Genomic DNA, 14,259 nt, shown 5'->3' with positions numbered 1-14,259 from the left:
TGTTCCTTCGGAACGGGATTCGGGATTGGGGATGAGGAGATTCGGCAGAGCGGGACATCGGACAGGCTTGCGCGCTTGCCAATCCCCAATCCCGAATCCCGAATCCCGGCTACTTATCCATCTGCAGCACAGCCAGGAAGGCTTCCTGCGGGATCTCCACGCGGCCGACCTGCTTCATGCGCTTCTTGCCTTCCTTCTGTTTTTCCAGAAGTTTCTTCTTGCGCGACACGTCGCCACCATAACATTTGGCCAGCACGTTCTTGCGCATCGCCTTGACCGTGCTGCGCGAGATGATCTGCGAGCCGACCGCGGCCTGGATCGCCACGTCGAACATCTGCCGCGGGATCAGATCCTTCATCTTTTCGCACAGCTCGCGGCCGCGCCGGTCGGCATGGCTGCGGTGCACGATGATCGACAGCGCATCGACCTTGTCGCCGTTGATCAGCGTGTCCACGCGCACGAACGGGCCGGCGTCGAAACGCAGGAAGTGGTAGTCCAGCGAGGCGTAGCCGCGCGACACCGACTTGAGCTTGTCGAAGAAATCCAGCACCACCTCGGCCATCGGCAGTTCATAGCTGATCTGCACCTGGCTGCCCAGGTAGTTGATGCCGATCTGGCTGCCGCGCTTTTCCTCGCACAGGGTGATGATGTTGCCGACGTAGTCCGGCGGGGTCAGGATGTTGGCGCGGATGATCGGCTCGCGGATCTCCTCCACGTTGTTCAGCGGCGGCAGCTTGGACGGGTTGTCCATCGGGATCACGCTGCCGTCGGTCTTGAGCACCTCGTAGACCACGGTCGGCGCGGTCGAGATCAGGTTGAGGTCGTACTCGCGCTCCAGCCGTTCCTGCACGATTTCCATGTGCAGCATGCCGAGGAAGCCGCAGCGGAAGCCGAAGCCCATCGCCTCGGAGCTTTCCGGCTCGAAGCGCAGCGCCGCATCGTTGAGGCGCAGCTTGTCCAGCGCCTCGCGCAGGTCCGGGTAGTCCTCGGCATCGACCGGGAACAGGCCGGCGAACACGCGCGGCTGCATTTCCTGGAAACCGGGCAGCGCATGCGGCGCCGGGTCGGCGGCCAGGGTCAGGGTGTCGCCGACCGGCGCGCCGTGCACGTCCTTGATCGAGGCGTTGATCCAGCCCACTTCGCCGGCGCCCAGCGCGGGCAGCTCCTTGCGCTTGGGGGTGAACACGCCGACCTTGTCGACCAGGTGGGTGCGGCCGGTGGACATCACCAGGATCTTGCTGCCCGGCTTGATCTCGCCCTGCATCACCCGCACCAGCGAGACCACGCCCAGGTAGTTGTCGAACCACGAGTCGATGATCAGCGCCTGCAGCTTGTCGGTATCGCGCGGCTTGGGCGGCGGGATGCGATGCACGATCGCTTCCAGCACCAGGTCCACGTTGAACCCGGTCTTGGCGCTGACCGCCACCGCGTCCTCGGCGTCGATGCCGATCACCGCCTCGATCTCGGCCTTGGCGCGGGCGATGTCCGCGGTGGGCAGGTCGATCTTGTTGAGCACCGGCACCACTTCCAGGCCCTGCTCCACCGCGGTGTAGCAGTTGGCCACCGACTGCGCTTCCACGCCCTGCGCAGCGTCCACCACCAGCAGCGCGCCCTCGCAGGCGGCCAGCGAGCGGCTGACTTCGTAGGAGAAGTCGACGTGGCCGGGGGTGTCGATGAAGTTCAGGTGGTAGACCTGCCCGTCCTTGGCCGTATACGGCAAGGACACGGACTGGGCCTTGATGGTGATGCCGCGTTCGCGCTCGATCGGGTTGGAGTCGAGCACCTGCGCTTCCATCTCGCGCGCCTGCAGGCCGCCACAGAGCTGGATGATGCGATCGGCCAGGGTCGATTTGCCGTGGTCGACGTGGGCGATGATGGAGAAATTGCGGATGTTCCGCATCGAATCAGAGGACATGAGGTGGGCGGCGGCCAGGACCGTCGTCAGGATAACGGGCCATTATCGCATGGCCGGAGGGAGCCAGGCGCCCCGGCTGCGGCACGCGTGGGCCAACGGCTGCGCGGGCAGCGTTTCGGGAAACAAACCCCAATGAAATCAATGGCGCCCAGCGAACCGGGGTTCGCTGGGCGCCATTGGCGGTGCCGCGAGCGGCCGCTCAGTCGACGCTGATCGCGATGAACTGGCTGGCCGGGCTGCCCGGCGCGCGCACCAGCAGCATCACCACGTCGCCCTTCTTCGCGCCGGCGGTCAGCTTGCGGAACTGCGCCGCATTGGACACCGGCGTGCGCCCGACCTGCAGCACGATCATGCCCGGACGCAGCTGCGACTTGCTCGCCACCGCGCGGCTCACCTGCGCCACCTGCACGCCTTCGTCGGCGCGCAGTCCGAGCTTCTGCCGCACCGGCGCCGGGATCTCCTCCACGCTGATGCCCAGCGCGCTGCTCTCGGCGGCCTGCGGCGCCGGCGCCGCGTCGCCGCGGCCCGGCTGCTGCTGGCCCATGGCCATGCCGTCGTCGCTGAGCTCGCTCAGGGTCACGCTGATGTCGCGCGGCTTGCCGTCGCGGATCACGGTGACCCGCGCCTTGCTGCCCGGCGGCAGCATGCCCACCAGCGGCGGCAGGTCTTCGCGCGTATTGATCTTCTGGCCGTTGAAGGCAACGATGAAGTCGCCCGGCTCGATCCCGGCCTTGGCCGCGCCGCTGCCCGGCTGCACGCCGTTGACCAGCGCGCCGCGCGTGTCGCTCAGGCCCAGGCCCTTGGCCTCCACATCGCTGATGTTCGGCTGCATGGTCACCCCGAGCATGCCGCGGCTGACCTTGCCGGTCTTCTTGATCTGCTCGACCGCGCTCATCGCCAGGTCGATCGGGATCGCGAAGCTGATGCCCATGTAGCCGCCGGAGGCGGAGAAGATCTGCGAGTTGATGCCGACCACTTCGCCGCGGGTATTGAGCAGCGGGCCGCCGGAATTGCCCTGGTTGATCGCCACGTCGGTCTGGATGAAAGGCACGTAGCGCTGGTCGGCGTACGGGTTGCTGCGCCCGGTGGCGCTGACGATGCCGGCGGTGACCGAGTGGTCCAGGCCGAACGGCGAACCGATCGCCACCACCCACTGGCCGGGCTTGAGCATGTTGGAATCGCCCACGCGCACCGTCGGCAGGTTCTTGCCGTCGATCTTCAGCAGCGCCACGTCGTACTGCTGGTCGCTGCCGACCACCTTGGCGGTGAACTCGCGGCGGTCGGTCAGCTTGACCTTGACCTCGCTGGCGCCATCGACCACATGGTGGTTGGTCAGCACGTAGCCGTCGGGCGAGATGATGAAGCCCGAGCCCATCGAGCGACCGCCGGGGGTCGCGTCGTCTTCGTCCGGTCCCTGCTGGCCCGGCCTGCCGGGCATGCCCGGTTGCCCCGGGATCCCGTCCGGCCCGAAGAAGCGGCGGAAGAATTCGGGGATCTGCGCATCGTCGGGCATGCCGCCGGCGCCGGCGCGCGTGGCCGCGGCCTTGCGGCTGATCGTGGTCTCGACGTTGACCACGCCGGGGCCGACCTGTTCGACCAGGTTGGTGAAATCGGGCAAGCCGGCGACCAGCTGCGGCGCAGGCGCCGCGCGCGCGGCCGGCGCGGCGGCGGCGGGCGCGGCCGACTCGGGCTGCTGCGCGCAGGCGGCCAGCGGCAGGGTCAGGGCCAACACGCCCAGCAGATGGTTGCGGATACGGTGAGTCATCGGACGCGAGCCTCCGGTTCGGGAAAGGGATGGAAAACAACGGCGGTGCCGCGGGCACCGCGCGCCGGAGCGAAGCACGCGCTTCGACCGACGCCTGGGTTCAAGGCTGCTGCGGCGACGGCGCGGGCGCCGCGTCGGCCGGCAGCCGCGGCTCGAACGGATAGAACGCCGCCGACGCGCCCTGGCGCGGGAAACTGGCGGTGAACTCGCCGCTGGACGCGGCCGGCGCCAGTGCCGAGCGCGGCCATGGCCGCGCCTGCAGCGGTGCGGGCTGGTGCGCAAACGGATCACCGGCATGTTGCTGCGCGAGCGCCTGGCCGGCCGCCGTTGCCGGCAGCGCGGTCGCCGCTGGCCGCGACGGGGCCGCGGCGGCGATCGCGCGTACCGGCTCGGCGGCCCGCGCCGCGCTGCTGCGCGCGGCCTGCTGGGTTCGGGTCGCGCCGCGGCGGGTGGCGGCGTCCTGGCGCCGGTGCGCGGCGATGGCCACTGCCGGCGCCGCGGCGACCGCCGCGCCGAGGTCGCCCTGCGGATCTGCAGGTGCCGGTGCCGGCACCTGCGGCACGGCCGCCGGAACCGCAGGCGCGGCGGCAGGAGCGCTCGAGCTGGCGACCTGCACGGGTGCCGCTGCGGGCGCCGCATCGGGCAGGCGCTCGCGGGTCATGAACAAGGCGATCGCGGCGACCGAGGCCGCCAGCGCCGCGCTGCCGCCCCAGCGCCAGGTGCGGCGGCTGCCGGCGGCATCGCTGGCGCGCGCCACCTCGGCGCGTTGCGCCTCGGCCGCCACCGCCTGGCGCACGCGCTCGCCGAAATCGGCGGGCGCCGGCATGCACACGCGGCCGCGCAGGATGTCGCCGCACAGCTGCCAGCGTTCGTGGCAACCGGCAAGCTCCTCGTCGTGCTGCAGCCGGCGCACCACGAAGCGCGCCTCGTCGGCCGGCAGCTCGCCGTCGATCAACGCCGACAGCTGTTGCCGGTAGTGCAGTTCGAACTTGTCCGGCGGCGTGGCGCCGGGCGTCGGCTCGGGCTGGGAAATGGGCGTGCTATCGGTCATACGCGGTGTCGCTCACGAGTGGCGCTGTCGGTATCCAGCAGGGGACGGAGTTCGGCGTCGATGGCGTCCCGCGCACGGAAGATGCGCGAGCGCACCGTGCCGATCGGGCAACCCATCTTCTGCGCGATGTCCTCGTAACTCATCCCGTCCACCTCGCGCAGGGTGATGGCGGTTCGCAATTCCTCCGGCAACGCATTCACCGCCTTCATCACCGTCTGTTCCAGCTCCTGGCGCATCAGTTCGCGCTCGGGCGTGTCGGTGTCGCGCAAGCGCGTGCCGCTGTCGAACTGCTCGGCATCGAGCACGTCGACGTCGTCGGTCGGAGGCCTGCGGTTGTGCGCAACCAGGTAGTTCTTGGCGGTGTTCACGGCGATACGGTGCAACCATGTAGAGAACTGGGCGTCGCCACGGAAGTTCCCTATCGCGCGGTAGGCGCGGATGAAGGTGTCCTGTGCCACGTCCTGACATTCGCTCCAGTCGGCGATGTAGCGCCCGATCAGGCCGACGATCCGGTGTTGGTACTTGCGCACCAGCACATCGAACGCCGCGCTTTCGCCGCGCTGCACACGCCGGACCAGTTCCAGGTCCAGCTCCTGAGGTGTTTCGACATCGGCCATAACGGGCCGCACTCCTGTCAGCCCAACCTACGTCGGACCATCTGACCGCCAATTCGGAAAAAAGTTCAGCGTCCCTGCGGACCGCCGCCCCACGACGTTAACCCGCATTCCGTTAGGCTGGCGGCATGCCAGCGGTCGCGGGACCCGCGTCACTCCCCTGTGGATTGGGATTTGACGCAACGGAAACAACCTCTGGATGATAACGATCTTCTCCATACATAAGCGGATGGTCCTCCCCATGCTTTCAGGCTTCGACGGGCTCCGATTCAGTCACTGGCAAGCGGATATCCGCGACGACGGCGTCGTCGTGCTCAGCCTCGACCGCCAGGACGCGCCCGTCAACGCGCTGTCGCAGGACGTGCTGCTGGAGCTGGGCGATCTGCTCGAACGCATCGCCATCGACCCGCCCAAGGGCGTGGTGATCCGCTCGGCCAAGGCCAACGGCTTCATCGCCGGCGCGGACCTGAAGGAATTCCAGGAATTCGACCGCCGCGGCACCGTCAACGATGCGATCCGCCGCGGCCAGGCCACCTTCCAGAAACTGGCCGAACTGCCCTGCCCGACCGTGGCCGCGATCCACGGTTTCTGCATGGGCGGCGGCACCGAGATCGCGCTGGCCTGCCGCTACCGGGTCGCCTCCAGCGACGGTTCCACCCGCATCGGCCTGCCCGAGACCAAGCTCGGCATCTTTCCCGGCTGGGGCGGCAGCGCGCGCCTGCCGCGGCTGATCGGCGCGCCCGCGGCGATGGACCTGATGCTGACCGGGCGCACCGTGTCGGCATCGGCGGCCCGCGCGATGGGCCTGGTCGACAAGGTCGCCGCACCGGCGGTGCTGGTCGATACCGCGGTCGCGCTGGCCTTGACCGGCAGCGCGCGCCCGTTCAAGCAGCGCGCCACCGCCTGGGCCACCAACACCTGGCCGGCGCGCAAGCTGCTGGCGCCGCAGATGCGCAAGCAGGTCGCGCGCAAGGCGCGCAAGGAACACTACCCGGCGCCGTACGCGCTGATCGGCGTCTGGGAGCGCAGCGGCGGCGGCGGCATCCAGGCGCGGCTGGACGCCGAGCGCAAGGCCGTGGTCAAGCTGGCGAGCACGCCGACCGCGCGCAACCTGATCCGCATCTTCTTCCTCACCGAGCGGCTCAAGGCGCTGGGCGGGAAAGACCATGGCATCCGCCACGTGCACGTGGTCGGCGCCGGGGTGATGGGCGGCGACATCGCCGCCTGGTCGGCCTACAAGGGTTTCGAGGTGACGCTGCAGGATCGCGAGCAGCGCTTCATCGATGGCGCGCTGAGCCGCGCCGGCGAGCTGTTCGCCAAGCGGGTCAAGGACGACAGCAAGCGCCCGGCGGTGGCGGCGCGGCTGAAGGGCGACCTGGCCGGCGACGGCGTGCCGGTGGCCGACCTGGTGATCGAGGCGATCGTGGAGAATCCGCAGGCCAAGCGCGAGCTGTACCAGTCGCTGGAGCCGCGGATGCAGCCCGATGCGCTGCTCAGCACCAACACCTCCTCGATCCCGCTGACCGAACTGCGCGAGCACATCCAGCGCCCGGCGCAGTTCGCCGGCCTGCACTACTTCAACCCGGTGGCGCAGATGCCGCTGGTGGAGATCGTCTGCCACGACGGCCTGGCCGCGGACAACCAGAAGCGGCTGGCCGCGTTCTGCAAGGCGATCGACAAGCTGCCGGTGCCGGTCGCCGGCACGCCCGGCTTCCTGGTCAACCGGGTGCTGTTCCCGTACCTGCTGGAAGCGGCCACCGCCTACGCCGAGGGCATCCCCGGCCCGGCGCTCGACAAGGCCGCGGTGAAGTTCGGCATGCCGATGGGGCCGATCGAACTGATCGACACCGTGGGCCTGGACGTGGCCGCCGGGGTCGGCGCGGAACTGGCGCCGTTCCTGGGCCTGCCGATCCCCGCCGCGCTGCAGACGGTGGAACCGGGCAAGCGCGGCAAGAAGGATGGCCAGGGCCTGTACGCCTGGGAAAACGGCCGCGCGAAAAAGCCGGAAGTGGACAAGGACTACCAGGCGCCGGCCGATCTGGAAGACCGCCTGATCCTGCCGCTGCTCAACGAGGCGGTGGCCTGCCTGCACGACGGCGTGGTCGCCGATGCGGACCTGCTCGACGCCGGGGTGATCTTCGGCACCGGCTTCGCCCCGTTCCGCGGCGGTCCGATCCAGTACATCCGTGCGGCCGGCGCCGACGCGCTGCTGGAGCGCCTGCGCGCCCTGCAGGCGCGCTACGGCGAGCGCTTCGCGCCGCGCCCGGGCTGGGATTCGCCGGTGCTGCGCGAGCCGGTGGCCTGAATCCGCCGTGCGTCCTCTGCGCTCCCTGTAGGAGCGGCTTCAGCCGCGACAAGCGTTACCGAGAGATCCTGTCGCGGCTGAAGCCGCTCCTACAGGAAGGGGAAGACGCCTGATCCCGTGTCACGGATGCGAATGCCCATGCGCGCCGTGCGCATGGCCGTGCCGATGCCCATGATCGTCGTGCTGGCCGTGCCCGTGATCCGCATGCTCGTCGCGCGCACCCTGCGCAGCGCGCGCCGGCGTGCCGCACGGCTCTGCGCCGCAGTGCCCGGCTTCCATCTGCAGGGTGATGTGGTCGATGTCGAAGCGCGCATGCAGGCCATCGCACAGGGCCGCGCGCAACGCGTCGGCATCGGCGCCGTCGGCGATCACCACGTGCGCGGTCAGCGCCGGCGTGCTGGAGGCCAGCGCCCACACGTGCAGGTCGTGCACGTCCTCCACGCCGGGAACGCCGCGCAGATAGCCGCGCACCGCGGCCATGTCCACGCCCTTGGGCACGCCTTCCAGCAGCACGTTGATCGCCTCGCGCAGCAGCACCCAGGTGCGCGGCAGCACCCACAGGCCGATCAGCACCGCCAGGATCGGATCGATCACCTTCCAGCCGGTGAGGCGGATCGCCAGCGCGCCGGCGATCACCGCCACCGAGCCGAGCATGTCGCTCCACACTTCCAGGTAGGCACCCTTCATGTTGAGGCTCTCGCCGCTGCCGGCCTTGAGCAGGCGCATCGAGATCAGGTTGATCAGCAGGCCGAACGCGGCGATGCCGAGCATGCCGACCGTGGCCACGTCCTGCGGCTGGCGGAACCGTTGCACCGCTTCCCACAGGATGTAGGCGGCGACCACGAACAGCATGCCGCCATTGAACAGCGCGCCCAGCGCCTCCAGCCGCGCGTAGCCGTAGGTACGCTTGGCATCGGGCGGGCGCCGGCTCAGCCGCACCGCGACCAGCGCGATCATCAGCGCCAGGGTGTCGGTGGCCATGTGCGCGGCGTCGGACAGCAGCGCCAGGCTGTTGGTCAGGAACGCGCCGGCGATCTCCACCAGCAGGAACGTGGCGGTCAGCCCCAGCGCCCACCACAGGGGTTTCTCGTGGCGGATCTCGGTCGGTGCGTGGCTGTGGTCGTGTCCCATGAGCTGGCCTGACGGTGCGTGCGAAGAAGATGCGCCACCTTAGATCGGCCCTGCGGCGGAGACTATTACACCGCGGCTGCATGCGGCTGGCCCATTGAGCCACTGCGCGGATGCAACGCTGGAGCCGCTACCGGCGACGCAGCGTGAAGTGATCGATCCAGCGGCAGCCGCACCGTCGCCAGGAGTCGCTGCCGCACGCGAACGCAGCGGCGCGATGCGTTCCGGGGATCGGTTCGCTCCTGCTGGCTGCGACAGCGCGCAGCATGCGCACAGCATCTGCGGCCATCCCGCGCGTCACGGCAGCCACCACACCAGCAGCGCGCTGATGCCGGCCAGCGCCAGCAGCGACAGCGTGCCCGCGGCCAGCACGCGGCCGCCGGAGGCCAGCACCGAGCGCAGGTTCACCGACAGGCCCAGCGCCGCCATCGCCACCAGGGTCAGCAGCGCCGACACGCGCTGCGCCGCGTCCGCCAACGCCAGCGGCAACAGGCCCGAGGAGCGCAGCAGCAGCATGCCGACGAAGCCCAGCACGAACCACGGCAGCAGGCGGTGCAGCGGCAACCGCGCGGCGCCCGGCCGGCCGGCGGTCAGCCCGAGCAGCAGCATCACCGGCCCCAGCATCACCACCCGCATCAGCTTGACCAGCGCACCGACCTGCGCGCTGATGGCGCCGACCGGCAGCGTCGCCGCCAGCACCTGCGGCACCGCGTACACGGTCATGCCGGCGAGGATGCCGTAGTGGCGCTGATCCAGGCCGAACAGCGGCACCGCCAGCGGCAAGGCCAGCACCACCACGATGCCCAGCGCCGCGGTGAACGCGATCGAGGCGGCCACCTCGTCCGAATCGGCGTCGATCACTGGCGCCGCGGCGACGATCGCCGAGTTGCCGCAGATCGCATTGCCGCAGGCCACCAGTGTGGCCAGCCGTGCCGGCAGCCCCAGCAGGCGGCCGATGCCGTAGCCGATGCCGATCGCCAGCAGCACGGTGGCGGCGATCAGTCCCAGCAGCAGGCCGCCAGCCGCGCCGACCGCACTGAAGCTGACCGATGCGCCGAGCAGCACGATCGCCACTTCCAGCGGCAGCTTGGCGGCGAACGCGATGCCGGCGTCGGCGCGTGCCGGCAGATGCGACGCGGTGCGCAGCAGCGTGCCGAGCGCGATCGCGAACACCAGCGCATCGATCCACGGCCGGCCCAGCCAGCGCAGTTGCGCCTGCTCCGTCAGCGACGCCAACGCGGCGACCGCGATCGCCAACAGCAGCCCCGGCAACAGTGCCGCGCCCTTGTCCCGTGCCTTGTACATTGCCGCCACCCTGTCGAAGTGGCGGCAGGATGCGCCCGGCCATCCTGTCATTCCATCGCATAATGCCGGATAGTTCGTTCGTCCCAATCGAACGATCCCGCCGTGACCCTGGAACAACTCGCCCTGTTCGTCGCCGTCGCCGAACGCCAGCACCTGACCCTGGGTGCGCAGGCCGCGCATCGCACGCCGTCGGCGGCCAGCGCCGCGATCAAGGCGCTGGAAACCCGGTACGGTGTGCCGCTGTTCGACCGGGTCGGGCGCGGCATCGCACTGACCGCCGCCGGCGCGGCGTTCTTCGAGGAGGCCAAGGCGATCCTGGCGCGCACTCGCGCCGCGGAGCTGGCCTTGAGCGAATGGCGCGGCGTGCTGCGCGGCACCCTGGACCTGCACGCCAGCCAGACCGTGGCCAGCTACTGGCTGCCGATGCGGCTGATGGCCTTCCACGCGCGCTTCCCGCAGATCCAGATCCGCCTGAGCGTGGGCAACACCGAAAGCGTGGCGCACGCGGTGCTCGAGGGACGTGCGGAACTGGGTTTCGTCGAAGGCGGCGTGCACGATCCGCAGTTGCAGCTGTCCGCGCTCGGCCACGACCGCCTGCTGGTGGTCGCCGCGCCGGCCCATCCGCTGGCCGGACGCCTGCGCCTGGGCCTGCCGCGGCTGGCCGAGGCCAGCACCTGGATCATGCGCGAAGCCGGCTCGGGCACGCGTTCGGAGTTCGAAGCGGCGCTGCGCGCGGCCGGGGTCGCACCGGAACGCCTGCGCGTGTCGCTGACCCTGCCCTCGAACGAGGCGGTGCTGTCGGCGGTGCACGCCGGCCACAGCCTGGCGGCGATCTCGCAGCTGGCGGCCGCGCCGTGGCTGGAGAGCGGCCGCCTGCAGCGCGTCGGCACGGCGCTGGGCGCGCGCACGTTCCACGCGTTGCGCCATCGCGAACGCAGCCTGGGGGCGGCGGCGGCGGCCCTGCTCGACAGCGGTGACGCCACGGACGCACCTGGCTGAGGCCGACACCCGCCGGCACAATCGCGGCGATCGGCGCGCCGCGCGCAGCCGCGTCGGCAAACACACATCGGTCTTGCGCAGGCGCTACAGCGAAGGCGTCGCGTCGCCCTGCCCCGCCGCGGCGGGCGCCGTGCGCAGCCGCCGACAGCGCCGCAGCGCTTGCGCCATGCCGCTTTGCAACATGGCGATCAATTCCAAAACAAGATAGCCGACGCAAAATGCTTCATTGGAATGGAATGGCTACGCCTCCTATGCTCGCCCCAGTTCCAGGCAATCGCAGCGGCGGCAAGGGGCCACGTCCGCCACCGACGGCGACCGGAACGCAACAAGCCTCGCGCAGCGAGGCCGCGATGCACCACACGTTCGCAATGTCCGCATGGCCACAGGCCCTGCGACCCTGCCAGCGCGGCCAGGATCGGATTGCCCGGTCCCATTTCAACTTGCTCGGTAACTTTCGTCCTGGGAGGGAACAAAGATGCCTTTTCAACACCAGTGTCGCCCGGCTTGCCGGCGCGCGCAGCACCAGGCCGCCCGCACGCTGCTCGGCTCGGCCATCGTCCTGGCCCTGGCCAGCAGCTTCGGCGCCCACGCGCAGAGCGTCGCCGCCGATCCGGCGCCGCCGGCCGGCACCGCGAGCGGCGATGCCGGGCAGGCACCGGTCACCCTGGACAACGTGATGGTGATCGGCCAGCGCGCCAGCCTCGACCAGGCGGTGCAGGCCAAGCAGCTCGACGACCACGTGGTCGAGGTGATCTCTGCCGACAACATGGGGCAGATGCCCAACGTCACCGTGGCCGAGGCGCTGGTGCGCCTGCCCGGCGTCAACGGCACCCGCGACCGCGGCAACGAAAGCCTGGCCACGGTGCGCGGCCTGGGTCCGCGCATGACCATGGGCACCGTCAACGGCCGCGAGATCGCCTCCTCCGAACCCAACCGCGCGGTGCGCTGGGAAGTGTTTCCCACCGAGATCGTCTCCACGGTCAAGGTCTACAAGACCCAGTCGGCGGACCTGGTGGCCGGCGGCATCGCCGCCACGGTGGACATCTCCACGATCAGCCCGCTCGACCATACCGGCCCCACGTTCGTCGGCACCGCCGGCCCGATCTACTACGACGAGGCCAAGGACGTGGACGGCTATTCGCCGTGGGGCAGCCGCCTCGGCGCCAGCTGGATCCACCGCTTCAACGACAACCTGGCCATTGCGCTCGGCGCCACCTACCAGAAGCAGAAGAACGCCGGCGTCTCGATCGGCAGCTGGGGCTATACCGACGACAGCAACGCGCGCGACGTCGATGGCGACGGCAAGGTCGACTACACGCCATGGGGCGCGGCCGACCAGCTCAAGCTGACCGAACAGACCCGGACCGGCGCGATGGGCACCGTGCAGTGGCGCTCGGGCAACCTCGAACTCAAGCTCGACGGCCTGTATTCGCGGATCAAGATCGACGAGGACCAGCGCCAGAACTGGTTCAACAACCTCGGCTACAGCATCTTTTCCGCCAGCAACCCTTACACCACCCCGGGTTCGTCCTACACCATCGTCGACGGCGACGTGGTCGCCGCCACGCTGGCCGATTCCAACCTGCAGGTGGACCACGTCATCAGCCACTACAGCGAGGTCAAGACGCTCGCCGCCGGCGGCCTCAACGCGAAGTGGAGCGGCGACGTGTGGACCCTGGGCGGCGACCTGTCGTTCTCGCAGGCCAAGCGCGACAACGACTGGCGCGCGGTGCGCTTCGGCAGCAATCCGGACACGGTGTCCTTCGATTTCCGCCACGGCGTCACCCCCACCATCAGCACCAGCTCCGATACGCCGGAATGGGGCATCAGCGGGCAGACCGAGCCGCAGGCGCTGCGCGACCGGATCGCGGCGCTGGCGCTCAGCGCCAGCCGCACGATCGCCGATTCGCCGATCACCGCGCTGCAGTTCGGCGCGCGCGCGGCGCGGCGCGAGAAGGAGAACCGCCACTTCACCAGCTTCCAGTCCGGCTACGACCAGCCGATCTCCGCCTACCAGGACCTGATCCATCCGGTGCAGATGCCCGACCTCAACGTGCCGACGCTGACCGGCGGCGATCTGGACGCGATCGCCAGGCTCGGCTTCGGCGGCTTCGATCCGGGCCTGAACACCGAACAGCTGCTGGACCACTGGAACGTCAAGGAAAACGTGCGCGAAGCCTTCGCCAAGGCGGTGTTCAGTTCGCAATGGTTCGGCATCGACGTCACCGGCAACATCGGGGTGCGCGCGGTCCACACCGACACCACCAGCGACGGCTACGACACCGTCGGCGGCGTGGTCCAGCCCAGCAGCGCCAGCAACGACTACACCGACGTGCTGCCCAGCGCCACGCTCAACTTCCTGCTCGACGACGAGCGCATCCTGCGCTTCTCGGTGGCCAAGGTGATCGCGCGGCCGCCGCTGGACGAACTGCGCACCGGCCGCGCGCTCGACGACCCCAACACCACCGTCGGCCAGCTCACCGGCAGCGGCGGCAACCCGCAACTGAATCCGTTCCGCGCCACCCAGCTCGACCTGTCCTACGAGTGGTACTTCCACAAGGAAGCGCTGGCCGCGCTGGCGCTGTACCGCAAGTGGGTGGACTCGAGCATCGGCTACAAGACCCAGCACGAGACCATCGACGGCCGCGACTACCTGATCAGCGGCCCGTTCAACGGCGGCGGCGGCTACATCAACGGCGCCGAACTGACCTTCCAGACCCCGTTCTTCTTCATCCCGCACATGGAGAACTTCGGCGTCTACTCGAACTATTCCTACGTCGAGTCCAGCCTGCACGAGTTCTCGCCGGCCGACGATCCGCTGCCGCTCAGCGGCCTGGCGCGCAACACCGGCACCTTCGACCTGTGGTACAGCAACAGCAAGTTCGAAGCGCGCGTGGGCTACAAGTACCACAGCCCCTACACCGTGGTGTACGGCTGGAACGCCGCACGCCTGGCGCGGCTGGAAAGCGAAGGCACGGTGGACCTGAGCCTGGCTTGGCGCTTCAGCGAGCACCTGGGGCTGAAGTTCCAGGTCGGCAACCTGACCAACGAGCCGTTGCGCGCCTACAGCGACAACAAGCGCAACCGCCTGGCCAACCAGGACGACGGCGGCTATCAGCTGTTCGGCCGCCGTTTCGCGCTGGAAGCCACCTACACGTTCTGAGCCCTTCTGCCGCA

Annotated in this window: 9 protein-coding genes; 3 read left to right on the top strand and 6 right to left on the bottom strand. The window is 69.6% G+C overall.

Going from position 1 to position 14,259, the window contains the following annotated elements:
• Nucleotides 1-109: 109 nt before the first annotated feature.
• The 4 genes from lepA to rpoE all read right to left on the bottom strand — a co-directional run bounded on the left by lepA (nt 110) and on the right by rpoE (nt 5,348).
• Nucleotides 110-1,900 carry a translation elongation factor 4 gene (gene lepA, locus HDC36_RS00225; protein WP_179565498.1) on the bottom strand — a complete coding sequence of 597 codons (1,791 nt, stop codon included), beginning with the start codon at nt 1,898-1,900 and terminating at the stop codon, nt 110-112.
• A 214-nt stretch (nt 1,901-2,114) separates the two neighbouring features.
• Nucleotides 2,115-3,680 carry a DegQ family serine endoprotease gene (locus HDC36_RS00220; protein ID WP_179563681.1) on the bottom strand — a complete coding sequence of 522 codons (1,566 nt, stop codon included), beginning with the start codon at nt 3,678-3,680 and terminating at the stop codon, nt 2,115-2,117.
• A 100-nt stretch (nt 3,681-3,780) separates the two neighbouring features.
• Nucleotides 3,781-4,731: an RseA family anti-sigma factor gene (locus HDC36_RS00215; protein ID WP_179563680.1), complete on the bottom strand. Its 951-nt coding sequence runs from the start codon at nt 4,729-4,731 to the stop codon at nt 3,781-3,783.
• On the bottom strand, nt 4,728-5,348 hold the full coding sequence (rpoE, locus tag HDC36_RS00210; RefSeq protein ID WP_053835168.1) for an RNA polymerase sigma factor RpoE: 621 nt from the start codon (nt 5,346-5,348) through the stop codon (nt 4,728-4,730). The genes HDC36_RS00215 and rpoE overlap by 4 nt, the downstream gene beginning before the upstream one ends.
• Nucleotides 5,349-5,586: 238 nt before the next feature.
• Here rpoE and HDC36_RS00205 point away from each other — a divergent pair, with 238 nt between their 5' ends.
• Nucleotides 5,587-7,650, top strand: a complete 2,064-nt coding sequence (locus HDC36_RS00205; protein ID WP_179563679.1) for a 3-hydroxyacyl-CoA dehydrogenase NAD-binding domain-containing protein — start codon at nt 5,587-5,589, stop codon at nt 7,648-7,650.
• Nucleotides 7,651-7,770: 120 nt separating this feature from the next.
• Here the strand turns inward: HDC36_RS00205 and HDC36_RS00200 are convergent, their stop codons facing one another.
• Nucleotides 7,771-8,781 (bottom strand): cation diffusion facilitator family transporter, encoded by a 1,011-nt coding sequence (locus HDC36_RS00200; RefSeq protein WP_179563678.1) that lies wholly within the window; start codon nt 8,779-8,781, stop codon nt 7,771-7,773.
• Nucleotides 8,782-9,075: 294 nt separating this feature from the next.
• Nucleotides 9,076-10,083, bottom strand: a complete 1,008-nt coding sequence (locus tag HDC36_RS00195) for a putative sulfate exporter family transporter (RefSeq protein ID WP_179563677.1) — start codon at nt 10,081-10,083, stop codon at nt 9,076-9,078.
• A 102-nt stretch (nt 10,084-10,185) separates the two neighbouring features.
• Here HDC36_RS00195 and HDC36_RS00190 point away from each other — a divergent pair, with 102 nt between their 5' ends.
• Together HDC36_RS00190 and HDC36_RS00185 are read left to right on the top strand one after the other, a co-directional pair.
• Nucleotides 10,186-11,082, top strand: coding sequence for a LysR family transcriptional regulator (locus tag HDC36_RS00190; protein WP_179563676.1), 897 nt, complete (start codon nt 10,186-10,188; stop codon nt 11,080-11,082).
• A gap of 475 nt (nt 11,083-11,557) precedes the next feature.
• On the top strand, nt 11,558-14,245 hold the full coding sequence (locus tag HDC36_RS00185) for a TonB-dependent receptor (RefSeq protein WP_179563675.1): 2,688 nt from the start codon (nt 11,558-11,560) through the stop codon (nt 14,243-14,245).
• Nucleotides 14,246-14,259: the final 14 nt, after the last annotated feature.

The sequence above is a fragment of the Xanthomonas sp. JAI131 genome (assembly GCF_013410075.1).
Lineage (GTDB): Bacteria > Pseudomonadota > Gammaproteobacteria > Xanthomonadales > Xanthomonadaceae > Xanthomonas_A > Xanthomonas_A bonasiae.
This window is presented reverse-complemented; position numbering and strand designations above follow the sequence as displayed.